The organism is Phenylobacterium sp. SCN 70-31 (assembly GCF_001724605.1).
In the GTDB taxonomy this organism is placed as follows: domain Bacteria; phylum Pseudomonadota; class Alphaproteobacteria; order Caulobacterales; family Caulobacteraceae; genus Phenylobacterium.
Window position 1 is genome coordinate 34,291 of record NZ_MEEX01000014.1, and the last position, 25,499, is coordinate 59,789.

General features: G+C 68.6%; 22 protein-coding genes. 13 read left to right on the plus strand and 9 right to left on the minus strand.

The genetic code is table 11. The features are described from left to right. Window positions 1-5 precede the first annotated feature (5 nt). Both oppB and ABS78_RS12355 read left to right on the plus strand, forming a co-directional pair. Complete coding sequence (gene oppB / locus ABS78_RS12350; protein ID WP_293379310.1) at window positions 6-929, plus strand: oligopeptide ABC transporter permease OppB; 924 nt, start codon at window positions 6-8, stop codon at window positions 927-929. Next, on the plus strand, window positions 926-1,804 hold the full coding sequence (locus ABS78_RS12355; RefSeq protein ID WP_293379313.1) for an ABC transporter permease subunit: 879 nt from the start codon (window positions 926-928) through the stop codon (window positions 1,802-1,804). Before oppB ends, ABS78_RS12355 begins: the two co-directional genes overlap by 4 nt. A gap of 26 nt (window positions 1,805-1,830) precedes the next feature. Here the strand turns inward: ABS78_RS12355 and ABS78_RS12360 are convergent, their stop codons facing one another. Further along, the gene (locus tag ABS78_RS12360) at window positions 1,831-2,364 is read right to left on the minus strand and encodes a hypothetical protein (RefSeq protein WP_293379316.1); all 534 of its coding nucleotides are present in this window, start codon (window positions 2,362-2,364) and stop codon (window positions 1,831-1,833) included. A 302-nt stretch (window positions 2,365-2,666) separates the two neighbouring features. On the opposite strand from ABS78_RS12360, the gene ABS78_RS12365 reads away from it, so the two are divergent. Then, on the plus strand, window positions 2,667-5,687 hold the full coding sequence (locus ABS78_RS12365) for a TonB-dependent receptor (protein ID WP_293379319.1): 3,021 nt from the start codon (window positions 2,667-2,669) through the stop codon (window positions 5,685-5,687). 127 nt (window positions 5,688-5,814) lie between these two features. Here ABS78_RS12365 and sppA read toward each other — a convergent pair whose 3' ends face one another. The 6 genes from sppA to ABS78_RS12395 all read right to left on the minus strand — a co-directional run bounded on the left by sppA (window position 5,815) and on the right by ABS78_RS12395 (window position 12,252). After that, window positions 5,815-7,593, minus strand: coding sequence for a signal peptide peptidase SppA (gene sppA / locus ABS78_RS12370; protein WP_293379322.1), 1,779 nt, complete (start codon window positions 7,591-7,593; stop codon window positions 5,815-5,817). A gap of 112 nt (window positions 7,594-7,705) precedes the next feature. Beyond that, window positions 7,706-8,074, minus strand: a complete 369-nt coding sequence (locus ABS78_RS12375) for a response regulator (RefSeq protein WP_293379325.1) — start codon at window positions 8,072-8,074, stop codon at window positions 7,706-7,708. A gap of 1,017 nt (window positions 8,075-9,091) precedes the next feature. Then, window positions 9,092-10,276, minus strand: a complete 1,185-nt coding sequence (locus ABS78_RS12380; RefSeq protein ID WP_293379328.1) for an FAD-dependent oxidoreductase — start codon at window positions 10,274-10,276, stop codon at window positions 9,092-9,094. 15 nt (window positions 10,277-10,291) lie between these two features. Continuing rightward, window positions 10,292-11,119, minus strand: a complete 828-nt coding sequence (locus tag ABS78_RS12385; protein ID WP_293379331.1) for an alpha/beta hydrolase — start codon at window positions 11,117-11,119, stop codon at window positions 10,292-10,294. A 27-nt stretch (window positions 11,120-11,146) separates the two neighbouring features. Next, entirely contained in the window at window positions 11,147-11,980 is an 834-nt protein-coding gene (locus ABS78_RS12390; RefSeq protein ID WP_293379334.1) for a hypothetical protein, read from the minus strand. Window positions 11,981-11,991: 11 nt separating this feature from the next. Continuing rightward, window positions 11,992-12,252, minus strand: coding sequence for a hypothetical protein (locus tag ABS78_RS12395; protein WP_293379337.1), 261 nt, complete (start codon window positions 12,250-12,252; stop codon window positions 11,992-11,994). A 192-nt stretch (window positions 12,253-12,444) separates the two neighbouring features. Between ABS78_RS12395 and ABS78_RS12400 the strand changes: the two genes are divergently transcribed. Continuing rightward, window positions 12,445-14,052: an AMP-binding protein gene (locus ABS78_RS12400; protein ID WP_293379339.1), complete on the plus strand. Its 1,608-nt coding sequence runs from the start codon at window positions 12,445-12,447 to the stop codon at window positions 14,050-14,052. Between the two features lie 7 nt (window positions 14,053-14,059). Here ABS78_RS12400 and ABS78_RS12405 read toward each other — a convergent pair whose 3' ends face one another. Then, on the minus strand, window positions 14,060-14,620 hold the full coding sequence (locus ABS78_RS12405) for a TetR/AcrR family transcriptional regulator (protein WP_293379343.1): 561 nt from the start codon (window positions 14,618-14,620) through the stop codon (window positions 14,060-14,062). A gap of 300 nt (window positions 14,621-14,920) precedes the next feature. Between ABS78_RS12405 and ABS78_RS12410 the strand changes: the two genes are divergently transcribed. The 9 genes from ABS78_RS12410 (at window position 14,921) to ABS78_RS12450 (ending at window position 24,863) form a co-directional block, all read left to right on the plus strand. Continuing rightward, on the plus strand, window positions 14,921-16,291 hold the full coding sequence (locus tag ABS78_RS12410) for an MFS transporter (RefSeq protein ID WP_293379346.1): 1,371 nt from the start codon (window positions 14,921-14,923) through the stop codon (window positions 16,289-16,291). A 4-nt stretch (window positions 16,292-16,295) separates the two neighbouring features. Next, window positions 16,296-17,510, plus strand: coding sequence for a CoA transferase (locus tag ABS78_RS12415; protein ID WP_293379349.1), 1,215 nt, complete (start codon window positions 16,296-16,298; stop codon window positions 17,508-17,510). A gap of 119 nt (window positions 17,511-17,629) precedes the next feature. Then, window positions 17,630-17,965 (plus strand): non-heme iron oxygenase ferredoxin subunit, encoded by a 336-nt coding sequence (locus tag ABS78_RS12420; protein ID WP_293379352.1) that lies wholly within the window; start codon window positions 17,630-17,632, stop codon window positions 17,963-17,965. Beyond that, complete coding sequence (locus tag ABS78_RS12425; protein WP_293379354.1) at window positions 17,962-19,290, plus strand: SRPBCC family protein; 1,329 nt, start codon at window positions 17,962-17,964, stop codon at window positions 19,288-19,290. Before ABS78_RS12420 ends, ABS78_RS12425 begins: the two co-directional genes overlap by 4 nt. 1 nt (window position 19,291) lies before the next feature. Continuing rightward, window positions 19,292-19,870: a 3-phenylpropionate/cinnamic acid dioxygenase subunit beta gene (locus tag ABS78_RS12430; protein WP_293379357.1), complete on the plus strand. Its 579-nt coding sequence runs from the start codon at window positions 19,292-19,294 to the stop codon at window positions 19,868-19,870. Next, window positions 19,867-20,673 carry an SDR family NAD(P)-dependent oxidoreductase gene (locus ABS78_RS12435; protein ID WP_293379360.1) on the plus strand — a complete coding sequence of 269 codons (807 nt, stop codon included), beginning with the start codon at window positions 19,867-19,869 and terminating at the stop codon, window positions 20,671-20,673. Before ABS78_RS12430 ends, ABS78_RS12435 begins: the two co-directional genes overlap by 4 nt. 120 nt (window positions 20,674-20,793) lie before the next feature. After that, the gene (hpaH, locus tag ABS78_RS12440; protein ID WP_293379363.1) at window positions 20,794-21,594 is read left to right on the plus strand and encodes a 2-oxo-hept-4-ene-1,7-dioate hydratase; all 801 of its coding nucleotides are present in this window, start codon (window positions 20,794-20,796) and stop codon (window positions 21,592-21,594) included. 2 nt (window positions 21,595-21,596) lie between these two features. Next, window positions 21,597-22,385 carry an aldolase/citrate lyase family protein gene (locus ABS78_RS12445; RefSeq protein ID WP_293379366.1) on the plus strand — a complete coding sequence of 263 codons (789 nt, stop codon included), beginning with the start codon at window positions 21,597-21,599 and terminating at the stop codon, window positions 22,383-22,385. 159 nt (window positions 22,386-22,544) lie between these two features. Beyond that, on the plus strand, window positions 22,545-24,863 hold the full coding sequence (locus tag ABS78_RS12450; protein WP_293379369.1) for a TonB-dependent receptor: 2,319 nt from the start codon (window positions 22,545-22,547) through the stop codon (window positions 24,861-24,863). Window positions 24,864-25,202: 339 nt separating this feature from the next. On the opposite strand, the gene ABS78_RS12455 is transcribed toward ABS78_RS12450, so the two are convergent. Beyond that, window positions 25,203-25,367, minus strand: a complete 165-nt coding sequence (locus ABS78_RS12455; RefSeq protein WP_293379408.1) for a hypothetical protein — start codon at window positions 25,365-25,367, stop codon at window positions 25,203-25,205. Window positions 25,368-25,499: the final 132 nt, after the last annotated feature.

Consider the following 25,499-nt stretch of genomic DNA (forward strand, 5'->3'; position numbering starts at 1 on the left):
CGCCCATGCTGCGATTCATCGGCCGGCGTCTCCTGGTGGCGATCCCCACCCTGTTCCTGGTGATCACCGCGGCGTTCTTCATGATGCGGGCTGCGCCCGGCAGCCCGTTCGACATGGACCGCAAGCTGCTCCCCGAGATCGAGGCCAACGTGCTGGCCCAGTTCGGGATGAACAAGCCGCTTCACGAACAGTACGTGGACTACCTGGCCGGGGTGGCCCGCGGCGACCTGGGGCCGTCGCTGAAGTACCGGGACAAGTCGGTCGCCGACATCCTGAAGGAGAACTATCCCGTCTCGCTGAAGCTGGGCCTTTCGGCCATCGGCATCGCGGCCGTGATGGGCGTCAGTCTGGGCGTGATCGCGGCGCTGCGACAGAACGGGACCGCCGACCATGTCGTGATGGGCGTCGCGATCCTGGGGGTCTGCATTCCCACCTTCGTCACCGCGCCGCTGCTGGTTCTGGGGATCGCCTCGAAGCTCGGCTGGCTGCCGACGGCCGGCTGGAACGACGGCGCGCTCGCCAACATGGTGCTGCCGGTGACGGTGCTGGCCCTGCCGCAGATCGCCATCATCTCGCGGCTGACGCGGGCGGGGATGATCGAGGTGCTCCACGCCAACTATATCCGCACCGCCCGCGCCAAGGGCCTGCCCGAGGGGCTGATCGTGCGCAAGCATGCGCTGCGCGCGGCGATCCTGCCGCTGGTCAGCTACCTGGGCCCGGCTTGCGCCGGCCTGATCACCGGCTCGCTGGTGGTGGAGAAGATCTTCAACCTGCCGGGCCTCGGGAAGTTCTTCGTCATCAGCGCGCTCCAGCGCGACTACACCGTCGTGATGGGCATGGTGATCGTCTACGCGGCGCTGATCCTGGTGCTGAACCTGATCGCCGACCTGCTGTACGCGGCCCTGGATCCGCGGGTGAGGCTGTCATGAGCGACGCCGTCGTTCCGCTTTCCGCCGTCCGCGGCCGCAGCTTGTGGGACGACGCCCTGCGGCGCCTGCTCCGCAATCGCGCGGCGACCGCCAGCCTGGCGGTGCTGGGCTTTCTGATCGTGGCGGCGGTCTTCGGCCCGATGCTCTCGCCCTACGCCTACGATCAGGTGGACAAGGCCGGGGTCTGGCTGCCGCCCCTGGCGGAAGGCCGGGTCATGGGCACCGATGCGCTGGGCCGCGATCTCCTGGTCCGGCTGCTGACGGGCCTGCGCGTGTCGCTGGCCATCGGGCTGGTGGCGACGCTGGTCTCACTGGTCATCGGCGTCGCCTGGGGCGCGGTGGCGGGCTACGTCGGCGGCAAGGTGGACGAGGCCATGATGCGGGTCGTGGACGTCCTCTACTCACTGCCCTTCATCTTCTTCGTCATCCTGCTGACGGTCACATTCGGCTCGAACATCGTGCTGATCTTCGTGGCGATCGGGGCGGTCGAGTGGCTGACCATGAGCCGGATCGTCCGTGGCCAGACCCTGACGCTGAAGAACAAGGAGTTCGTCGAGGCGGCCCGCGCGGCCGGCCTGGGACGGGGCGGGATCATCCTGCGCCACATCGTGCCCAACCTGCTGGGGCCGGTGGTGGTCTATGTCACCCTGACCATCCCGGCCGTGATCCTGGCGGAGAGCTTCCTGAGCTTCCTGGGCCTGGGCGTCCAGCCGCCGATGGCGTCGCTGGGCACGCTGATCGCCGGAGGCGCGCAGGACATGGAGCTGGCGCCGTGGCTGCTGATCTTCCCGTCGCTCGCGATGGTGGCGACCCTGATGTGCTTCAATTTCCTCGGCGACGGCCTGCGTGACGCCATCGACCCGAAGGACCGCTGACGGCCTGGGCCGAAACGCACCGGCCCCTACTCGACTCTTCTGGCGCGATAGGCGCGGCGGCCCTCGACGCTGAGAAGGAAGCTGCCGAGAGAGGCGCGGCGCACACGCACCTCCATCCCCGGCTTGGGCGCGAGCATCCCCATCGCCGTGTCGGCCTGGGCCCAGACGGCGCCATCCTCCAGCCGCAGTGTCCAGCGGCCGGTGGAGTCCTGCCGGGCCGAGGCGATCCGGCCCGTGACGCTCTCCAGCTCCTCGCGCGCCTCGCCGCGCTCGAAGAACGTCATGGCGGGAAGCGAGAAGCCGAACGCCTGACGCCGCACCTGGCGGGCCTGATCGCGATCCATGACCACCACGTCGCCTCCCGCCTCGGCCTGGTCCAGCGCGCGGACAGCCTGGTCGTAGCAGCCCAGGCGCGCCGCATCGTCGGCGATCTTCTGGCAGTCGACGAGGCGTTGCACGGCGCCCGCGCGGGTCGGCTCGGCCGCCGCTCGAGCCGGCGCGGCCGACGTCGCCACAAGGCCTGCTAAGCCGAGGGCCAGAATTCGAAGATCCGGTGTCATGGTCCACCTCTTTCAGCGATCAGCTCTACCATAAGTGTAGGTTCCGACCTCGTCGGCCCAGGGAGCCGCATATTGCTTCCAATGGTCAAGCTTCGACAAAAATGCTAACCGAACAAGCTTCACCGTAATATGTGTCCCCAAAGATACACATTCTGGACATAAATATTCGACCTCCGGAATGGTCGTTGACCGTTTTCCCAGACAATCCGTAACTCGGAAACAACCGAGGGGCGTATCCCCCGGGACCTTGTTTTCCTTGTGGGATGCGGCCGCCGACCGGCAGAGCCGCTGGAGGTAAGATCGTGAAAACCAAGCTCATGCGGGAGCGCCTTCTGGCGTCTTCGATGATCTGTGGCGCGGCCATGCTGGCCCTCGCCACGCCCGTCTCGGCTCAGGACACCGGAACGGCGGAAGTCTCGGAACTCATCGTCACGGGGTCGCGTATTCCGACCCCGAACCTGACGAGTGTCAGCCCCGTGCAGGTGGTCGGCGCCGAAGAGGTGCTTCTGGGCGGACGTCCCGACACCGCCGATGTCCTGAACCAGCTGCCTCAGGTGACCCAGAACAGCCAGACCGGCCTTTCAAGCACCTCGAACCCGCTGTCCGGGCCGGGCGGCGTGGCGACGGTGGACCTCCGGGGCCTGGGCCAGCAACGCACCCTGGTTCTGATGGACGGCCGCCGCCTCGGCGTCGGCGACCCCAACACGGGCAATCCCAACGCGTCGCCCGACATCAACCAGATCCCCTCGCAGCTCATCGAGCGCATCGAGGTCCTGACGGGGGGCGCCTCGTCGACCTACGGCTCGGATGCGGTCGCGGGGGTCGTGAACTTCGTGATGAAGCGCAACTACGAGGGCGTCCAGATCGACGCGCAGTGGGGCGTCTATCAGCACAACCAGCACAACGAGTTCGTGCAGGGCCTGCTGCGCTCGAACGCCCCGGCCATCAACGTCCCGAAGCGGGCGTGGGACGGCAAGTCGCGCGACCTGAGCCTGGTCTTCGGCCTCAACAGCCCGGACCGCCGCGGGAACGTCACGGCCTTCTTCACCTATCATGACCAGGACCCGGTCACCCAGGGCAAGCGCGACTACTCGGCCTGTCAGGTGAACACGAACGCCGCCGGCATTGCGGGGTGCGCAGGCTCGAGCAACTCCAACATCTTCTACCTGGCCGACGGCACGGGAGACGACTTCGCCGTGCTGGGCAATGCATTCGTCCCGTACGATCCGAACGCTTCGACCACACCGGTTCCGCGGTTCAACTCGAACGACTACTCGTACCTGATGCAGCAGAACACCCGCTACACCGCGGGCTTCTTCGCGCATTACGAGGTGAGCGACAAAGTCGAGCTGTATTCCGACTTCAACTTCATGGACAGCCGGTCCAACGTCCAGATCGCCCCCACCGGTCTGTTCCAGGGCAGCGGCGCGACCGACACGGGCGGTTTCCTGGTCAACTGCGACAACCCGTTCCTCAGCGGGCAGCAGCGGGGCGCCATCGGCTGTACGGCCGACGAGATCGCCGCCGGGGCCACCAAGGACCTCTACATCGGCCGCCGCAACATCGAGGGCGGCGGGCGCAACTCGTACTACCAGCATCAGAACTACCGCATCGTGGGCGGCGCCCGCGGAAGCATCGTGGATTCGTGGAAGTTCGACGTCTACGGGTCGTACTACTACACCAGCCTGTACCAGGCCTCGGAGAACTACCTCTCCATCTCGCGCATCCAGGAGGCCCTGCTGGTGCAGCCCGGCGCGAGCGGCCCCGAGTGCATCTCGGGCGGATCTTGCGTGCCCTACAACATCTTCCAGGACGGCGGCGTCACCGACGCGGCCCTGGCCTACCTGGACGTGACCGGGACCTCGCGCGGCGTCACGACCCAGCGGATCATGGAAGCCGTCATCAACGGCGACCTGGGCGACTACGGCGTGAAATCGCCCTGGGCCACCAGCGGCGTGGGCGTGGCCTTCGGCGTGCAGAACCGTCGGGATCATCTCGAATACGCCCCCGACGTGGCTCAGCTCAGCGGCGACCTCTCGGGCGCGGGGGGCGCGTCGACGCCGATCGACAACAGCATCTCGGTGACTGAGGGCTTCGGCGAGATCCGTGTCCCGCTGGTCGAGGACATGGCCTTCGCCCGGGAACTGATCCTGGAAGGCGGCTATCGCTACTCGGACTACTCGACCGGCGTTTCGGCCGACACCTACAAGGTCGGGCTGCAGTGGGCGCCGACGTCCGATCTGCGGTTCCGCGGCTCGTTCCAGCGCGCCATCCGGGCGCCGAGCATTCTCGAACTCTACACGCCCCGCTCGGTGACCAACACCAGCCAGCTGGGCGTCGACCCCTGCGCGCCCAACGGCGGCGCGGCGGCCACGGCGAGCCTCGAACAGTGCCTGCGCACCGGCGTCACCGCCGCCCAGTACGGCAACGGCGGCACGACCAACACGATCGTACAGTGCCCCTCGGGCCAGTGCGCCGTCCTCAACGGCGGCAATCCGGTTCTCGATCCCGAGAAGGCCAAGACCGTCTCGTTGGGCTTCACCCTGACTCCCGGCTTCCTGCCGCGCTTCGTGGCCAGCATCGACTACTACCGGGTCAAGCTGGACGGCTCGATCGGCTCGGTGCCGCTCGGGATCACCATGGACAAGTGCCTGACCACGGGCGACCCGGCGTTCTGCGACCTGATCCGCCGCGCGCCGAACGGCACTCTGTTCGGCACCAGCGTGGTCGGCGGCGGCTATATCGACGGCTCGAACGTCAACATCGGCGCGGGCAAGGTGGAGGGCCTCGACTTCCAGGCCAGCTACGCCCTGCCGCTCGAAGACTGGGGCGTCGACAGCTGGGGCGGTCTGTCGCTCAGCTTCGCGGGCAGCTATCTGCTCAAGAACACCACGGTGCCGCTGCCGGGCGATCCCGAGTACGATTGCGCGGGCCTGTTCGGGCCCACCTGCCAGACGCTGAACCCGCGCTGGAAGCACAACCTGCGCCTCAACTGGACCACCCCGTGGGACGCCACCATCTCGCTGGCCTGGCGCTACATCGGCGGGGTGAAGTTCGAGCGTGACTCGGACGAGCCCACGATCGGCTCCAACACCACGCCCGAGCTGTTCAATCCACGACTGCCCGCCCGCAGCTATGTGGACCTGTCGGGCGTGTGGCACGTGCGCGAGAACTTCAGCCTCCGCGCCGGGGTGAACAACCTGTTCGACCAGGATCCGCCGCTGGTGCGCAACACCATCGCCGAGACAGGGCTGCCGAACACCTATCCGGTCTACGATCTGCTGGGCCGGCGGCTGTTCATCGGCTTCACGGCCGATTTCTGAGGCCAGGGCGGACGTTCGCGCCCGTCGGGGGCGGAGGTCTTGAGGGAAGGGCGGCGGGGAGACCCGCCGCCCTTCTTCCTTGTCGGCAAGGCTGGGCGTCGCGGCGAGGGCCGTCGGTCCTCAGCGGTCAGCGGAACGGGGTCGGCGCCAGGACCATCCCCTGGCCTTCGCCGCGCAGCCTTGCTGCGGCCACCTCGTCGATGACGGCCTGGGCGCGCGGGTCGCCGAAGATCCAGGCCGCGGCCATCAGGGTTCGGGCGGAACTTCCCGAGACGCCCAGCGCCTTGCGCAGCGTGTCGAAGGCGCCGCTCGACGGCGTCATGCGTCGCAGCGGGATCTCGCCCTCGATCTTGGCCAGGGCCTTGGCGCGGGCCACCGCCTGGTAGAAGCCTCCCACCTCGTCCACCAGGCCGATCCCCTTGGCCTGGGCGCCGGTCCAGACGCGGCCCTTGGCGATCTCGGCCACCTGTTCGGGCGGCAGCTTGCGTCCGGCCGCCACCCTGCCCAGGAAGTTGGCGTAGATGCGGTCCATCCAGCCGCCGAAGGCCTCGCGCTGGGCGTTGGTGAAAGGCTGGCCCATGCCGAACGCCCCGGCGTAGTCGCCGCCCACGCCGATCTGGCGCATGTCGACGCCATAGCGCGCGAGGGCCGGACCCAGGGCGAATTTGCCGCCGTACACGCCGATCGATCCCGTGAGCGTCGTCGGCTGGGCGACGATGGCCGAGGCCTCCGAGGCGATCCAGTAGCCGCCGGACGCGCCATAGGTGCTCATCGAAACCACCACGGGCTTGCCCTTGGCCTTGGCGAAGCGCACCGCATCCAGAATCTGCTCCGAGGCCGTATCCGACCCCCCGGGTGAATTCACCCGCAGTACGATGGCCTTGATCTTGTCGGACCGGGCCGCGCGCAGGATCGCCTTGGCCAGATCGTCGGAATAGATCGCCGAGCCGCCCGTGAAGGGATTCGCCCCCCGGTCCTCGCCGGTCACGATCGGCCCCTCGGCCTCAATCAGGGCGATGGCGTCGGTCAGTCCGCGGTCGGTTTCGGGCCGGGCGTCGACATAGTCGTCGAAGTCCACCGTCTTGGCGCCGGCGCCCGCCTTGGCCAGCAGGGCCTCCTCGGCCTCGCGCACCTGGCCCACCTTGTCGATGAGCTTGAGAGTCAGCGCCTCCTCGGCGCCGTGCGGCCCCGCCTCCAGGGCTGCGCGCAGGGCCGCGGGTTCGGCCTTCCGGTCCGTGGCGGCGGCGGTGAGGTTCGACTCGTAGACGGACGACAGCCACGAGACCGTCGCCTCCCGATGGGGGGGGGTGTAGTCCGAGAACAGGAAGCCGTTGACGGCGTTCTTGTATTCCTGGCGCTGCTCGTACTGCGGGACGACGCCGTACTTGTCGAAGAACCGGCGCAGGAACAGGTCCTCGGTCGCGACCCCGGTGACCTGGAGCGAGGCGCCCGGCTGCATCCAGAACTCGTCGGCGGCGGCGCCCAGCATGTAGGTCGTGGTCACGACGCCGGCGGGATAGACGCCCTGGCTATGCGCGTAGACCGGCTTGCCCGCCGCGCGGAAGCGGGAGAAGCCCTGGCGGATCTCGTCGGCCATGCCCGGCTCCAGCCCGCGCTCGGGCAGGCGGACCAGGAGGCCCTTGATGCGGTCGTCGCGCTCGGCGCGGCGCAGGGTCTCGATGATCGCCATGACCGACGTCGAATTGCGACCGAGCCCCCACAGCGGGTTGTTCGGCGACTGGTCCGAGAGCGACCCGCGCAGATCGAGCTCCAGCACCGTGTTCGCGGGCACGGGTTGGGGCGCTGCGGCGGCCAACGCCATGCCGACCAGCACGACGGGCACGCCGATCAGGAAGACGACCAGGCCCGCGAACACGCCCGCCATGGTGATCAGGAACTGTTTCATCGCCCGCTTTCGCGCACCGCAAGTCCGAGGGTGTGGCCAGGGCTTCGCACACATTCGCCTGCCCGCAAAGCGGCGACGCCCAGGGCTCGGCCCGGCCGGCGGATCCAGGCGGTCAGGGGCGCCGGCGGGTCTGCAGCGCCGAGCGCAGGGCGTGCTCCAGGGCCCGGGCGTGATAGGGCTTGTCCAGCACCGCGCGGCCGCTGTGCCGCTGGGCCACGCCGGCGGCGCCGTAGGCGGTGGCGAAGACGAGAGGCAGGTCGCGTTCGGTCAGCGCGTCGGCCACCGGAAAGACCGGCGTGCCCGCGATGTTCACATCCAGGACCGCGGCGTCGATCTCCTCGGTGTCGAGCAGCGCGAGGGCTTCCTCTACCGTCGCTGCGGGCCCGACCACGTCGCAGCCGAAGCCGCGCAGCACGTCCTCCAGCAAGGCGGCCACGAGGAATTCGTCCTCGACCACCAGGATGCGGGCGCCGTCCAGCATGTCCCGCCGCCGAGCGCCGCCGGTCCGAGGAAGGCTCGCCGCCCCCCGGCCCGCTATCGCGCCCGACATCCACCCTGCCGCGCCCAACTCAACCTCCGGACTCTCCGGCCACACGCCGACACTGAACCACATCACAACTTGCGCGGGAACAGGGGCGATCAAAGATGATTGACGCAAGGTAAGGGACGGGCCGGCGGCGGGCGACGCGCGGGCTCTCTTCGCAAACCTGGGTCCGGTGCGCGCTGAACAAGCATCCTCACCCCCTTCGAGCATTGATTTCCCTGTTGGCAGGGAAAGGGGCGGCCAGAACGCACACCTCAGCTTTGGGCTTGGGGCGAAAGCCGGAGAAACGCCGCTAAAGCGCGACTTCAGGCGGTCCGGAGAGGCATGCGCGCGAGGCGTATCCGCCTAAGAGGCGGATTTCGTACACCTATTGGCAGGACAGGATTTCCGCGGTTGTCGCGGAAATGAATGGTCGTGCGTGCAGTCGGTAGGCAAAAACTCTCCCGATAAATGGGAGACAAATCCGGCTGAATCGCGCCAGCGTGCCTTGTAGCCAGCAGGGAACTGCCTCGGCCATATTCCCTGTTTGTTCTCGGCGGGGGCGAAATGCGGTACTCTTGCGTACTTTAGTGAGTTGACGAGCTCCTCAGGTGGGAAATCAGTTTGGGGAAGGCCGACGCCTGGCTATCGATCGGGTGAGCCCGGGTCATATTCGCTTGGGGCGACCCGAGCCCGAAGCTGTAGCCCCAAGGTCACGCTGCGCGTCTTCCAGCAACATGTGAAGAGCAACGGATTATCGGACGCACAGCTCGATCTCGCGCTGGCCGAGCAGTCCAGGGAGGGTCACCCGACGCGCCTGAAGCTATTCCTGTCGATCTAGTTGTTGGCTTCTGGAGCGACCTAGCCCCGTTTCGCCTCGGCGATATGGGGCCGGCCAGCTCCACCACAAGCTGGTCAAGGACCGGCCAAACGGCGTCGACGTGGAGCTCCGCGCAGGCGGCGCGGGGGTGGCGCTCAGGAGGCTCTCCCGTTCGCGGCGGCCATCCGGCTGGCGAGCGTGGGCAGGGCGCGCTGCGCCATGCGGACATCCCGTGCGCGGTCGACGCCGATCACCGCTGCCACTGCGCCGTTGCGGCCATACCGCCAGACCGGCTTCTCGCCGGCCTCCGCGTCCATCAGCTCGAGGTCGGGGTCGGGGAGACCGGCGATCTGGATCAGCCGGCCGAACTGGTCCGACCAGAACCAGGCGGGTTCGTCATAATCTCGCGGCTCACCGACGATCGCCGCCGCGGCCAGGCGGGCCTGGGTCTCGGCATGGCGCCAGGACTCCAGCCGCAGGCCCGGACCGGCCGCGGATGCGCAGAGCCTGGCCACATCACCGATCGCGAAGATGTCGGGGTCCGCGGTGGCTCCGTTGCAGTCCGTCAGCACGCCGTCAGCGGTGGGCAGCCCGGCCGCCACGGCGAGTTCGTCACGCGCCGCGATCCCGACGGCGACCACAGCCAGATCATAGGGCTGGGCGTCCGGGGGCAGGGTCAGGCCGTCTTCCCCAAGGACGGGCTGCACACAGGCGCCGAGACGTACATCGACGCCATGGCCGCGGTGCAGCTCGAGGAGGTATTCGGACACCTCTGACGGCGCTGAACGCGCGCACAGGCGGGGCGCGGCCTCGGCCAGGGTGACCTCCAGGCCTTGCTGGCGGATCGCGGCGGCGACTTCCAGACCGAGCCAGCCGCCTCCGATCACCAGAACGCGGCGCGCTCCCGGCAAGGCCGCGTGCAGCGAGAGCGCATCCGACAGCGTCCGAAGCTCGAAGACGCGTCGGCCGTCGACGGGAAGGTCCGGAAGACCCCGCGCCGTCCCGCCGGTCGCCAGCACCAGGGTCTCATACGGGATCACCTCTCCTGCGTCCGTCATCACCTCGCGGGCGGCCCGATCGATCGCCGTCACGCGGGTGGAGGTGGAGAGCGTCACGCCCTGGGCGCGCTGGGCGTCATCGCCCAGCAGCCACAAGGCGTCCGGCGCGCGACCTTCGATCAGCACCTGCTTGGAGAGCGGCGGCCGCTCATAGGGCGGCTGCGGCTCCTCGCCCAACATGCGGATCGAACCTGCGAACCCATTCTCTCGCAGCCCGCGGGCCAGAGCCGCGGCCGCCTGGCCGGCCCCAACGATGACGACGGGGCCCGTGCGACGCTTCAAGCTGACTCTCCCAGATCAGGCGAGGCGGGCGATGAAGTTCAGCGTCTGTTCGACGAACTGATCCTGCCGCTCGATCTGAACCCAGTGACCGCACTTGCCGAAGACATGCAGCTCGGCGTTGGGCACGTGCTCGGCGATGCGCAGGCTGCACTCCAGCGGGATCATCTTGTCCTCCCGGCCGTGCAGGGCGAGCACCGGCGTCGTCACCTGCTCGAGGGTGGACGGCGGCAGCCCGCGGACGGTCCGCTGCTCGCCGGCGGGGCCGGGTTCCGGGAACAGGGCGCGGTAGGCGTCGAGCCCGCCGGCCAGCATGGTGACCTCGTGACGCGAGGCGACCATCTCGTCCGTGACGATGGACTTGTCGTACGGGAACTCTCGCAGCAGCGCGCCCATGTTCTCCACGGACGGCTCGTAGTACCAGGCGCTCGAGCCCGAGGTGCGCGTGAAGTCACCCGCTGGGGTGCCCATCAGCACCATGCCCGAGAGCTTGTCCGACTGGCGCGCGGCATAGGCCAGCGCCAGGCTGCCGCCGAAGGAGTTGCCTACCAGGACCGGCTTTTCGAGGCCCAGGGCATCGATGAAGCCGGTCAGGTGCTGGACCCAGAACTTGATGTTGTACTGGGCCTCGGCCGGACGCTCGGTGAAGCCGAAGCCCACGATGTCGGGCGCGAGCACGCGGTGCTGCTTGGCGAGCTCGGGCATTACCCGATGCCAGTTCTCCCATCCTGAGACGCCCATGCCCGAGCCGTGCAGCAGGATCACCGGCCGGCCGGAGCCCATCTCGTGGTAGTTGGTCTTCAGGCCGGCGGCGACGACGGACTTTCCGATGGCGGGGTGGCTCAAGGTCTCGTTTCCTTCCAGGTGCTCAGGTCAGGCGGCGGCGTGGATTTCAGCGAAGCCGAGGCCCGCCACCCAGTCCGGTTCATTGTGGTAGGCGATCAGCGCGCCGCTCCGGCCTGGCAGGGCGCCCATGGCGCAGGCCAGGTTGCGGATCTCCAGGCCTCCATTGCCCGCCTGCTCGATGATCTCGGCGTCGGACAGGGCGAACAGGGGTTCGGGATCGCCGCGGACGACGCAGTCCAGAACCATACGGTCGAAGCCCTCGTTGTGGTCGCCCATGCGCGGCATGCCGACCCAGTGGCTGATGCCGCCGGAGCCGATCACCACCACGCGTTCGTCGGCGTCGGCCGCCTCGACCGCCGCGCGGATGGCTCCACCGACCTCATAGGCCCGGCGGATCGGGATCAGCGGCTCCACGCCGCTGGCCAGATAGACCGGAATGACCCCCTTTACCGTGGAGTTGGGCAGGGCGCAGATCCGCGCCGGCAGGCCCACCGAGTGGTCGACCCGCAGCGACTTCGACGCCGACCAGTCGAACCCGTGGACGCGGCCGTGCTGCAGGATGTGGCGGGCGAGCTCTCGGTTGTTCGGGATCTCGTCCTGGCGGACGCCCGGGAATTTCTCGTACGGGCCGGTGACGTCGCCGATCCCGATCAGGAAGTTCGGCAGGCACTGCGGGCCGAACAGGACATAGTGATCGGCGCCGATCACCACGACCGTGGTGGCCTGCAGTTCTCCGATCCGGTCGCGCACCCGGTCGTAGGCCGCGTGGACCTCCAGCAGTTGCGGCTTTGCGGCCTCCTTCGGCGTGAAGAAGAGGCCGGGTTCATGCGGCAGGACGAAGCCGCCGACGATCTTGCCCATGGTTTGAGCTCCTATTGGCAAGCGCGCAGATGGGCGAGGTAGTCGCGGAGCGACCGGCTAGGATGGTTCATCGTCCAGAAGCCCATGGTCAGCAGCGGGCTCACCTTCCGCGCCTGCAGTCCCGCCACGTCGAAGTCGCGGATCATCGCCGCTTCCTCCGATGTGAGGGCGTAGCGGGCGAGGAAGGCCTCCGGGTCGCTGGCGAACCCGGTGCGCGCCTCGCGTTTGACGCCGAGGTCATACAGGGCGACCTCCACGGCCTCTGAGCTCATCGATTTTTCCTCCCGCGGCTCGAACGCCGCCATGCGCCACAGCGGCGCCGGTACGCCCGTTCTTGGCGGCTTGAACATGCAGTACTGTATGGATATGACTGCCGCGCGGGCTTGTCAAACGAGGCTTCCGGCGCGTGTGCGGCCGGGGGCGGGAAGGCGGGCCGCGCGCGTATAGGTGCAGAGGTCCGGACGATGCCGTTTCCCCATTGGTTTGAAGACCGCCCGGCCACCGCCGACACCTGCGTCGTCCCCACCTTGCTGGCCCGCCGGGCCTCCGAGACGCCGGACGCGGTCTGCGCAACGTTCGCTGACGGCTCGCGCTGGACCTACGGCGAGGCCTGGACGTACGCGCGCCAGGCCGCGGCCGGGCTCTCAAAGGTCGGTGTCCGGGAAGGCGACCGGGTGCTGCTCTTCCTGCCGAACGGGGCGGCCTTCCTGCGCGCGTGGTTCGGGGCCAGCGCCCTGGGCGCGGTGATCGCGCCGCTGAACGTGGCCCTACGCGGGGAGATCCTGCGGCATGCGGTGGTCACCGCCGACGCCGCAGTGATGGTCTGCCATCCAGAACTGGCCGATCGGCTTGCGGAGTTCGACGCCGGGCGCCTCGAGACGGTGATCCTGGCGGGCGCCGGAACGGCGCCTTCGCTTGCCCTGCGCACCCTCGGCGAGGAGGTTCTGTGGGGAGAACCGCTTGCGGAGACCGCGTCGCCGGAGCCCTGGGACATCGGGGCGGTGCTGTTCACCTCCGGCACGACCGGGCGGGCGAAGGGCGTACTCTGCCCCTACGGGCACCTCGGCGCGGCGGGAGCAGTTTCACACGGCTACCTGGGCCCCGAGGACCGGATCTACATCTACACCCCGCTGTTCCACACCCTGGCTCTCGGCGCAGCGCTCTCCGCCCTGGCGGGCGGGGCGCCCATGCACCTGGCGCCGAGCTTCAGCGCCCAGACGCTCTGGGCCGACGTGCAAGCGGCCGGCTGCAACCGGCTGGTGGGGCTGCTGAGCTCGATCACCAGCTACCTGGCCGCTTCGGTCGACCCGGGCGCCAAGGCGCCCTTCGACTTCACCATGATGTCGCCGATCACGCCCGACACCGCGGCCTTCGCCAAGCGCCAGGGCTTCTCCTACTTCGCCGCCTTCAGCATGACGGAGGTGTCGGTGCCGATTCTGACGCCGGTGGACAGTCAGACGTATGGCAGCTGCGGCCGGGTCCGCGACGGGATCGAGGCGCGGATCGTCGACGCCCACGACCAGCCGGTGGAGGTGGGCGCCGTGGGCGAGCTGATCCTGCGCGCCAACCAGCCCTGGACCATGAACGCTGGATACCTAAACGATCCGGCCGCCACGGCGGCGGCCTGGCGCAACGGCTGGTTCCACACCGGCGACGCCTTCCGCTGCGACGCGGCCGGCAACTTCTACTTCGTCGACCGGCTGAAGGACGCCATCCGCCGACGGGGTGAGAATGTCTCCTCCCAGGAGGTGGAGCGCGAGATCGCCGCGTTCCCGGGCGTGCTGGAGGTGGCGGTGATCGGGGTGCCGTCGCCGCACGGCGATCAGGAGGTGATGGCGGTGATCGCGCCGGAGCAGGGGGCGGACGTCTCGCCGAGGGCCCTGACCGAGTTCCTGGCGGCCCGCTGCGCCCACTTCATGGTGCCGCGCTTTGTCCGCCTCGTGCCGGCCCTGCCGAAGACCAGCACCAACAAGGTCACCAAGGATCAGCTCCGGCGTGAAGCGGTGACGCCCGACACCTGGGATCGCGAGGCCGAGGGTCTGCGCCTGCGCGGGCAGGTCCTGTCCGCCTGAGCCCCCGTCAGTCTGGCGTCTTCAGGGCCGCGATCTGCTGGTTGAGGATATGGGCGCGGCAGCTGCGGATCTGCTCCTCGGTGATGACCTCCTGAAGCATGGATTCGCCGATCGTGTAGGCGTAGCCGAGGAGTCCCAGGTAACGAGCCTCGGTCTCGTCTGCGCCGCCCTCCAGCATCAGGCCGATGGTGAACTCCAGCCGCTCGCGGTCCACCTCGGCCACGATCCGCTTGGCGAGCTTGTCTCGCCTGGCCCAGGCGCGGATCGCCAGTTCCAGGGCGGCGGCGGCGTCGGCCTTGCGGCTTCCGGGGAGGGTGCGCAGCTGAGTCAGCTGTTCGCGGACGCCGAGACGCCGATCCTGCTTGATGCGTTCAACGATGCGACGCGTTTGGTTCTCCCGCCACTTGGCGAGGATGCCCTCGAGGAGCTCCTTGCGGCTCTTGAAGTGCCAGTAGAAGCTGCCGCGGCTGACCCCGATCTCGGCGGCCAGGGGCTCCACCCGGACGGCGTCCACGCTCATGTTGACCAGCCGTTGCGTCGCCGCGTCAATCCAGTCGTCGCGGGTCAAGGAGCGCTTCTCCGCGGGGCTCCCCGCCCCGGCGCCTTGGGCTTTGGGTGTCGCCAACTGCGATCCCTCCTTCAATCTGCTTCGGATCACGCAAGTGATCGTCGTTCGGAGTTCATAAGGCCGCTCTCGGACGAACGCGACTCTGGGACCTATCTCTGCACGATAGTCGACGGTTGTGTACGGAATTCCTTCCCGGAAGATTTCCCCACACGGTGATTGATCTGCACCACGCCAGACGGTACCAAAAAGACAGAACTGTATGGCGCAAGGTTCCGGTGGAGCCTTTAGGGGGAGACAGCCATGGCCGACCACGCTGCGCGCTTGGGCGACGACGCCGCGCGGACGGCGCCGCCGCCGGTCGGCGAGGGCGCTCTGATGTCGGCGAGGGACCGGCGCTACGCCATGTTCCTGCTCCTGCTGATCTACACCTTCAACTTCCTCGACCGGCAGGTGATCAACATCCTGGCCGAGCCGATCAAGGTCGAGCTGGGTCTGGCCGACTGGCAGATCGGGGTGATGACGGGGCTCGCCTTCGCCCTCCTCTACAGTGTCCTGGGCATCCCCATCGCCCGAGTCGCCGAACACGGCGACCGGCCGCGGATCATCGCGCTCTCCGTGCTGATCTGGAGCAGCTTCACGGTCGCCTGCAGCTTCGTGACCAACTTCTGGCAGCTCGTCCTCGCCCGCTTTGGCGTAGGCGTCGGAGAGGCGGGCTGCACCCCGCCGGCGCACTCGCTCATCTCCGACTACATGCCCCGGGAGAAGCGCGCATCAGGACTGGCCTTCTATGCCATGGGCACGCCGCTGGGCTCGCTGCTGGGCATGGCGCTCGGCGGCGTCATCGCCGATGCGTATGGCTGGCGCGCCGCCTTCCTCGCAGCCGGCGCGCCGGGGCTGCTGCTGGCGATCCTGGCCGCCACCACGCTTCACGAACCCCGGCGCAAGCTTAGGGCGGCTCTCGCCGCGAAGGCGGCGCAGCGGCCGAAGTTCGCCGACGCCTGCCGCGAGCTGGCGACCAAGCGGACGTTCTGGCTGATCGCCTTCGCAGCCGCCGTCCAGGCCTTCGTCACCTACGGGCAGACGGCCTTCACCGCATCCTTCTTCCTGCGCAGCCACGCCGCCGAACTGGCGTCGCTGGGCGCCGCCTTCGGCCTCAAGTCCGCGGGCTTCCTGGGCATCGCCCTGGGTCTGACGAGCGGGCTGGCCGGGATCCTGGGCGCGGTGCTCGGCGGGCGCCTGTCGGACCGGCTGATCGCCAAGGACCTGCGGGCCCACGTCTACCTGCCGGCCGTGTTTGCGGGCCTCGCCCTGCCATTCGTGGTCAGCGCCATGCTGGTCCCCTCGGCCGTCCTCGCGATCTTCCTGCTGGCCGGCGCGGCCTTCCTCAACACTGCCTGGTTCGGCCCCGTCTACGCCTCCATCCAGGGCCTAGTACGCCCGCAGACCCGGGCCACGGCCGCGGCGGTGCTGCTGTTCATCCTGAACCTGATCGGCCTGGGCTTTGGGCCGCTGGCTGTGGGCGCGATCAGCGACCTGCTGGCCACGTCCGGCGGCATGGGCGCGGCCGAGGGCCTGCGCTGGGCGAAGATCATCGGAGAGCTGGTGATCGTCGTCTCCATCGTCCTCTTCGGGTTGGCGGCCCGGACCATCCGCGACGAGACCGTGAGCTAGGGGCATGGCTGGAACCTGCAAGGAGAAGCCGGGCGAGGGACCCCTCGCCGGGCTGAAGGTCCTCGACCTGGCGCGGTTCGTCGCCGGACCCTACTGCGCGATGATCCTCGGCGACATGGGCGCCGAAGTGATCAAGGTGGAGAGCGGCGCTGGCGACAGTCTGCGCCACTACCCGCCGGACCTGGGCGGTACGAGCCTCAACTTCCACGTCATGAACCGCAGCAAGCGCGGCCTCTCGCTGGATCTGCGCAACCCTGAGGGGCAGGCGGTGCTCAAGGCGCTCGTCGCCGAGGCCGACGTATTGGTGGAGAACTTCGTCCCCGGCACCATGGAGAAGATGGACTGCGGGTGGGAGGCGCTCAGCGCCATCAATCCCCGGCTGGTGATGGCCCGGATCAGCGGCTTCGGCCAGGACGGGCCCTACGCGTCGCGCCCCTGCTTCGACTCCGCGGCCCAGGCAATGAGCGGGCTGATGGACCTCACAGGACCAGCGGACGGGCCCCCGGTGCTGATGGGTGTCTTCGTCTGCGACCATGTGGCGGGCCTCTATTCGACGGTCGGCATCCTGGCCGCCCTTCAGGCTCGCGAGCGCACGGGCCGCGGACAGGTGGTGGACATCTCGCTGCTGGAAAGCGGCGCCTCGCTGCTCATGACCGCCATCCCCAACCAGATCCTGAACGGGGTCACCGCCACCCGGAACGGGGCGCGCGGACGCACCGTGGCGCCCAGCAACGCCTTCGAGTGCGGCGACGGCGGCTGGGTTCTGATCCTCTGCGGGGGCGACGACATGTTCGAGCGCTTCCTAAAGGCTGCGGGCCGCCTCGAGCTGCTGGAGGATCCACGCTTCGCCACCAATTCCGCGCGGGTCGCCAATCTCGCGGCGACGGAAGCCGTCGTGCAGGCCTGGACGGCCCAGCATTCGGCGAGCGAGGTGGAGGAGATCCTGGGACGGGCCGGCGTGCCCAGCGCCCGGATCGCCACGGTCGCCGATGTGGTGGAGAACCCCCAACTTCGCCATCGCGGCTTCATCGTCGAGATCGACCAGGGGGGCGGGGCCGTGCTGCCGATGCAGGGGCCGGTCACCCGGCTCTCGGACACCCCCGTGGCGCCCCGCAGCCCGACCCCGCTTCCCGGCGAGCACAGCGACGAGATCCTGCAGAGCTGGCTGGGCTACGACGCCGGCCGGATCGCGGCTCTGCGCGCCAAGGCCGTGATCTGATCGCCGGCGCTGATTGACAGACCCGGGCGGCCTCCCTAAACCGTACAGAACTGTATGGTGAGTTTTGTGGGGCTTTGGTGGTGACGGAGTTGTCTGCCGAGAGCGCGGAGGCCGCGGGGATGACGCGGCTGCTGGCGCTTGACGAGGTGCCGGAAGGCGAGGTGCGTCGGGTGCGGCCGCCCGGCGTGGAACCGATCGCGGTGGTTCGGGTCGGCGGGGCCTGCTTCGCGACCCAGGACGGTTGCAGTCATGCGAAGGCGTCGCTCAGTGAGGGCTGGGTGGAGGGGCACGAGCTCTGCTGCCCGGTGCATGACGGCCGTTTCGACATCCGCGACGGCCGGCCGATGTGTTTCCCGGCCACCGATCCGATCCGCACCTTCCCGGTGCAGGTCGTCGATGGCGTGGTCTTCGTCGATCTCCGCGGCGCGCGGACGGACCAAGAGGTGTCAGGATGACCGTGCAGGTTCAGCAGGAGGAGTGGGCCCGTCCATCGGCCCAGGCGCTGCGCGAGATGGTCGACGTTGGCCGCGGGCGGATTTCGCCCCGGATCTTCTGGGACGAGGCGATCTACCGGCTCGAGCTCGAGCGGATCTTCGCCCGGTGCTGGATCTTCGTGGCCCATGAAAGCCAGATCCCCAATCCCGGCGACTTCCTCACCACCACCATCGGCGAGGACGGGGTGATCGTCTCCCGCGCCAACGACGGCCAGGTGAAGGTGCTGCTGAACGCCTGTCCGCACCGCGGCAACCGGGTCTGCTTCGCAGAAGCCGGCAACGCCCGGCGCTTCACCTGCAACTACCACGGTTGGGCCTTCGGTCGGGACGGCGCCTTCCTGGGCATGCCGGCCGAGGAGATCTACGAGAAGACCTGCCCGGATTTCGACAAGTCGGAGCTGGGCCTGATCCAGGCGCGGGTGGCCGGCTACAAGGGCCTGCTGTTCGCCACCTTCGATCCCGAGGCCCCGACCCTTGACGAGTTCCTCGGCGACTACCGCTGGTACCTCGACGTGCTGCTCGACAATGACGAGGGCGGCACGGAATTCCTGACCGGCAACATCAAGTCGTGGATCGACTGCAACTGGAAGGTCCCGGCCGAGAACTTCGTGGGCGACTCGCTGCACGCCCAGTGGACCCACAACTCCGGCGCCGTGGCGATGCTCGGCATGGGCGTGGGCAAGGCCAAGCAGGACAGCGTCTACCAGGCCAACGTCAACGGCCACGGTATGCAGTTCGGCTTCGATATGGTCGGCAACGCCATGACCCTCGGCGAGCCCGAGGTGGTCCAGTACATCCGCGAGCGCGAGGCCATCATGGCCGAACGACTGGGCAAGCTCCGCTCGCGCATGGTGGGCGCCATGGGGTCGGCGACGCTGTTCCCGAACTTCTCGTTCCTCGCCGGCCTGAACACTGTGCGCACCTGGAACCCGCGCGGCCCGCATCGGACCGAGCTGCACACCTGGGTGCTGGTCAACAAGAACGCGCCGGACTCGATCAAGGAGAAGTACCGCAAGGGCGTCATGCGGACCTTCTCGCCTTCGGGCACGCTCGAAATGGACGACGGCGAGAACTGGGAGGCCGCGACCCGCACGGCCGCCGGTGTGGTCGCCCGCCGGCAGAAGCTCCACTACAGTCTAGGCCTGCACAGCCAGGTGGAGCACGAGGAACTCCCCGGCAACGTGCACCAGCGGAAATTCAACGATTCCAACCAGCGGGCCTTCTACGGCCGCTGGCTGGACCTGCTGTGCGCCGAAACCTGGTCGAACCTCCCGGAGGGCCGCTGACATGAGCCAAGCGCAAGCCCAGAACCCGGCGGACGCCATCCGCGATCCCCGGCCGCCCCAGTTTCCGCCGCTTCCCGACCGCGACCTGGTCTTCGAGGTCGAGCAGTTCCTGTACCGGGAAGCCCGGCTGCTCGACCAAGAGCGCTACGAGGAGTGGCTGGGGCTGATGACCGAGGACATCCACTACTGGATGCCTGGCGTGCAGGCCCGCTTCCGCAATGACACCTCGAGCGGTCCGCTCATCGAACGCATGGCGTTCTACGACGACGACCTGCTCAACCTGCGCCGGCGGGTGACGCGCTTCATGCACGCCACCGCCTGGGCGGAGGATCCGCCCACCCGGGCCTGCCACATCATCAACAATGTGGAGGTCGAGCTCACCGACAACGCGCGCGAGTACCGGGTCTATTCCACCTTCGTGAACTGCCGCGGGCGGAACGAGGCGGAGGAGACCTGGATTGCGGGGCGGCGGACGGACCTGCTGCGTCGGGACGACGCGGGCGCGCTCCGCCTGGCCCGGCGCGAGATCCACATCACCCAGGCCGTGCTGTTGGCCAAGAACCTCAACGTGTTCCTGTGACCGGCTGGCTGACCGATCAGGTGGCGATCGTCACCGGCGCGTCAGCCGGCATCGGCCGGGCCGTGGTCGACCGCTACATCGCCGAGGGCGCCCGCGGCGTGGTGGCGGTGGACCGCGACGCCGCCGGGCTCGAAGCCCTGTCGGCGGCGCACGGCGACCGGCTCCGGGTGGTGGTCGGCGACGTGCGCGAATGGGCCACCCATGAGGCGGCCGTGACCGCCGCCCGCACAGCCTACGGGCGTCTCGACGCCGCCGTCGGCAACGCCGGGGTGTTCGACTTCCACCGTCCGCTGGCCAAGTACACGCCCGAGAGCCTCGTGTCGGCCATGGACGAACTCTTTGCGATCAATGTCCGCGGCTACCTGCTGCTGGCGCTGGCCGCCCGGGAGGCCCTGGCGGAGAGTCGCGGCAGCTTGGTGTACACGGCGTCGGTGGCCAGTCAGGAGGCCGGCGGGGGCGGGGTCCTGTACGTGTCGTCGAAGCACGCGGTGCTGGGCGTCATCCGGCGCCTGGCGATGGAGTTCGCGCCGGACATCCGCGTCAATGGCGTGGGACCGGGCGGCACGCTCACCCAGCTGCGCGGGACCGAGAGCCTGGGGCAGGCGCAGCGCTCGCTGGGCGCGGACCGCGAGGCGTCTGCGGCGCGTATCGCTCCCACCAACCCCCTGCGCCTGGCGCAGGAGCCCGAAGACCATGCCGGACTGTATGTTCTTCTGGCGAGCCGTCGCGACTCCAGGGCCATGACCGGGCAAGTCCTGTACAGCGATGGCGGCGTTGGCGTGCGCCCGATCGCGGCCTTCTAGGTCGCTGGTTGACAGCCCGGTGACGCTCCCCTAATCCAAACAGAACTGTATGGTCAAGCCTGCGGCGGCGGGGCGACGGGCGGGCCGCCAAAGTCCCGCGTCCAGGAAGGAACTGAGCGAATGGACCAGGCCCAGATCGCCGAAGTCGCACGACGGCTCGACGACGCTGAGAAGACGGGCCGACCCATCCGGCAGCTGTCCCTCGAGTATCCGGACGTCACCTTCGCCCAGGCCTATGCCGTCCAGGAGGCGTGGGTGGCCCTGAAGCTCGCCGCCGGCCGCGAGGTCCGGGGGCACAAGATCGGGCTGACGTCCAAGGCGATGCAGCAGCTGGCCCGCATCGACGAGCCGGACCACGGCGTGCTGTTCGACGACATGATGCTGGAGAGCGGCGCCCAGATTCCGCTGTCGCGCTTCATCGAGCCCCGGCTGGAGGTGGAGCTGGCCTTCCACCTGAAGAAGCCTCTGCAGGGCCCCAACTGCACCCTGTTCGACGTGCTCGACGCCACATCCTATGTGACGCCCGCCCTGGAGATCATCGATGCGCGCATGCAGCGCGTCGATCCCGAGACCGGCGCCACCCGCAAGGTGTTCGACACCATCGCCGACAATGCGGCCAATGGCGCGGTGGTGCTTGGCGGGCAGCCCAAGCGTCCGGACGACCTGGACCTCCGCTGGATCTCCGCCCTCATGTTCCGCAACGGCGAGATCGAGGAGTCGGGGGTCGCTGCGGCGGTGATGAACCACCCGGCCAACGGCATCGTGTGGCTGGCCAACAAGGTGGCCCGGTTCGGCGGCCGCCTGGAGGCTGGCGAGGTGGTCCTCGCCGGCTCGTTCACCCGCGCGGTGCCGATCGGCGTCGGCGACACCTTCCACGTCGAGTACGGCCCGCTGGGCTCGGTCTCCTGCCGCTTCCTCTGACCATGGACGATCGTCTCACCAACCGGTTCAAGGCGAGGCTGCTGGCCGGCGAGTTGCAGGTGGGCCTGTGGTCCGTGCTTGGAGACGCCCTGGCTGCGGAGGTCTGCGCCGGGGCCGGCTTCGACTGGATGCTGCTGGATATTGAGCATGCGCCCAACGACCTGCGGAGCATCCTCGGGCAGCTGCAGGCGCTGGCGGCCTATGACGCCCATCCCGTGGTGCGCCCCCGCTCAAGCGATCCGGACGTCATCAAGCAGCTCCTCGACATCGGCGCGCAGACCCTGCTCGTGCCGATGGTCGAGAGCGGCGATCAGGCCGCGCGGCTGGTGCGCGCCATGCGCTACCCGCCCGGCGGGACCCGCGGCGTCGGCGCCGGGCTCGCCCGAGCCTCCCGCTGGGGGCGGATCGGCGGCTACCTCCAGCGGGCGGACGCGGAGGTCTGTCTGCTGGTGCAGATCGAGTCCCGCCGGGGCCTCGAGAACCTGGAGGCGATCGCCGCCACCCCTGGCGTGGATGGGGTGTTCATCGGCGCCGCCGACCTGGCCGCGGACCTTGGTCGGCTGGGGCAGGCGAACCATCCGGAGGTGGTCGCCGCCGTCGAGGACGCCATCGCCCGCATCCGAGCGCTCGAGAAGCCGGTGGGCGCCCTGTCCGTCGACGAGGGCGTCGCGCGCGGCCTTGTCGCCCAGGGCTGCCGCTTCGTGGCCGTTGGCGCGGATGTGCAGCTCCTCGCCCGGGGCGCGGACCGCCTCGTCCGGGCGTTCCGGCAGGGGGGCGGTGGCCAGCCTTAAGCCGTCAAAGGCGTTCTAAAACATACGCATAAGTATGGTCTGAAAACGCAGACTTACGACAGCCAACGGCGAGATTGCAAAATACGACGGCGTATGTTGTATTCCGCCTCAACCACGCAGAGCCGGCATAAGCCGCAAGACAACCTCCAGGGGGGACTCATGAGATTCCGACGGCAAGCCCATCTTTCGAGCGCGGCGCTCTGCGCCACCCTGATGGCGAGCTTGGGGACTGGGGCGACGGCGCAGACGGTCGCCGCGGCCGGCGCCGGCGGCGACAGCGTGGCGCTCGAGGAACTGGTGGTCACCGCCCGCAAGCGGGTGGAGACCCTGCAGGACGTGCCCGTGTCGGTGGCGGCCGTGAGCGGCGAGGCCCTGCGCGACGAAAAGATCGTCAACCAGGTGGACCTGGCCATGCGCGTTCCTGCGTTCAAGCAGACGACGGCGGGCGTCAACACCTACACCTTCATCCGCGGCGTCGGCTCAGGCGGCAACCCGTCCTTCGAGCAGTCGGTGGCGAGCTTCGTGGACGGCGTCTACGCCGGCCGCGGCCAGCAATCGCGGATCCCGTACTACGACCTGGAGCGCGTTGAAGTCCTGCGCGGCCCGCAGGTGGCGCTCTACGGCAACAGCGCCATCGCCGGCGCCATCAGCGTGGTCAGCCGCAAGCCGGGCGACGTCTTCGAGGGCGACCTGACGGTCAGCTACGAGACCCAGCACCAGGAGACTGTGCTGCAGGGCGGGGTCACCATCCCGATCAGCGAACGCTTCCGGATCCGCGCCGCGGGCTACTACGCCGACCTCAACAAGGGCTGGCTGAAGACCATCCGGCCCACCGGCGTCACTCACGATCCGCGCCGGCGCGACCGGGCGGGCCGCATCATCGCGGAGTTCGACGCCACCGACGACCTGACCGTTGAGCTGAAGTACGACTCCTATTCGCTCCTCGGTCTCGGCGGCTCCAACCAGGCCACCGCCAACATCGGCAACGGCTCTGTGACCGAGTTCCGGTTCGACCGGGTCCGCTATTTCGGCAACGGTCCGCCGCAGAACGGCAAGACCGAGGACACCTCCCGGATGAACAACCAGGCCGTCCAGGCCACGGTGAACTACGAGATGGGCCTGGGCACCATCACCTCGGTCACCGCCTACACCTGGTACGGCTTCTCCCAGGACACCGAGGGCGACATGAGCCCTCTGCCGATCTTCGACTATGACCACCACGAGCACTACAATCAGTTCAGCCAGGAGATCCGGCTGACCTCGGCTGGCGACCAGCGCTTCAACTACATCGTCGGCGCATACTTCCAGCAGGACGACCTCAATCCGTCCGCCCTCAACAAGCTGAACTTGGCCGCTCAACCGGCCCCGTTCGGCGCGCCGCTGCCGCCCATCTCGCGGCTGAGCTACCTCGACCAGCGCACGAAGAACTACTCGGTGTTCTTCGACACCAACTACCGGATCACTGACGCCCTGAAGCTCAACGTGGCGGCGCGGTACATGCACGTGGAGAAGGACGCCGAACAGGGCTCCTACTCGGTCCGGATCAACACGACGATCCCGGATCCCAGCATCGAGCAGTCGCCGGCGCCGGGCGTGCCGTCCATCTACTCGCGGGTCTATGGCGTGCCGCACATCTTCCGCGACCTTGAGATGTCGGAGTCGCACTTCATGCCGGAAATCGGCCTGCAGTACGACGTCGGCAACGGCATGTTCTACGCCAAGGTCGTCCGCGGGGCGAAGGCCGGCGGCTTCGACTGGGTCTATGCCGGCGCCGACCGCAACGCGCTGAAGTTCCTGCCGGAGAAGGCGACGTCCTACGAAGCCGGCTACCGCGGCACGCTCTTCGACGGGCGGCTGTTCTTCGGAGCGACCATCTATCGGATGGACATCGAGGACCTGCAGGTCAGCGTCTTCGACGGCCGCACGGCCTATGTGGTGGGCAACGCCGCAGAGCAGCGCGCCCAGGGCTTCGAGACCGACTTCAGCTGGCGGCCGATCTCGTCGCTGCGGATCAACGGCGCCCTGGCCTACAGCGACTCCTATTGGGAGAAGTACGAGGACGCCGCCTGCTACGTGGAGCAGCGACTGGCCACGCCGGCCGGCACCGTGTGCCGGCAGGACCTGACGGGCAAGCCCGCGCCGGTGAACGCGAAGTGGTCAGCCGCGCTGGGCGTGACCCACACGGCCGACCTCGGCCCCTACGTGCTCACCAGCCAGGCCAACTACAACTACCGCACGAAGTCCAACCTCGGGCTCTCCAACGACCCGATGCAGGTCCAGAAGGCCTTCGGGATCCTCGACGCCCGGGTGGCGCTCTCGACCCCGGACAAGCGCTGGACCCTGGCGATCTTCGGCAAGAACCTGACCGACGAGCTCTACAGCGACTACGGCACCGACGCACCGAGCGTCACCGGCGTCCGCTTCCGCGCCACCCAGCGCACCCGACAAGTGGGCGTGGAGCTCTCGACGCGCTTCTAGCGTACCGACTTCGGCTCCACCTTCTCCCCGATAAGGAGCTGACCTGGCCCCGGGCTCACGCCCGGGGTCTTTCCGCGTCAGCGTCGCGGACGCCGCCGGCGTCGCGGGCGCACGAGGGTCCGGACTTATTCCGGGCGAAGGCGGACGGCCAACCCGCGCGGTCACCGCTGCGAGCTCCCGCCTCCAGCCCGTAACGTTCCCGCCCCCCAAGCTGCCGACATCGCGCCCCGCCAACACCGAGAGGGGGAGGCTTCTGTCGCAACTCCGGGACTTAGGGCGTCGCCGGAAGCTGCGGCGGGCGGGGCGACATCTCGGACTGGAAGCGCAGGAGGTGGTCTTTCAGCGTTCAGAGCAGGCGTCCGTCGCCGCGCCCCGCAGCGCCAGGGCGTAGCCGTAGCAAACCGCCACATCGAGGTCCTCGATGGCGAGCTCGCCCAGGAGCCAGTGCAGCATCCCCGACGGGAAGGTGAAATCCAGTTCCTGCAGCAGCAGTTCGAGATTCACCGCCCTTTGGCTACGCGGGGCGGCCGGGGCTGGGTCCGAGCCCCTTCGTCGTGGCAGGGCACTGCCGGCTTCGCCCTCCCCAGGGCTTCCATCCGGAAGCCCTGGATCGGCAAGCCCGCTGCACTGGGAGAC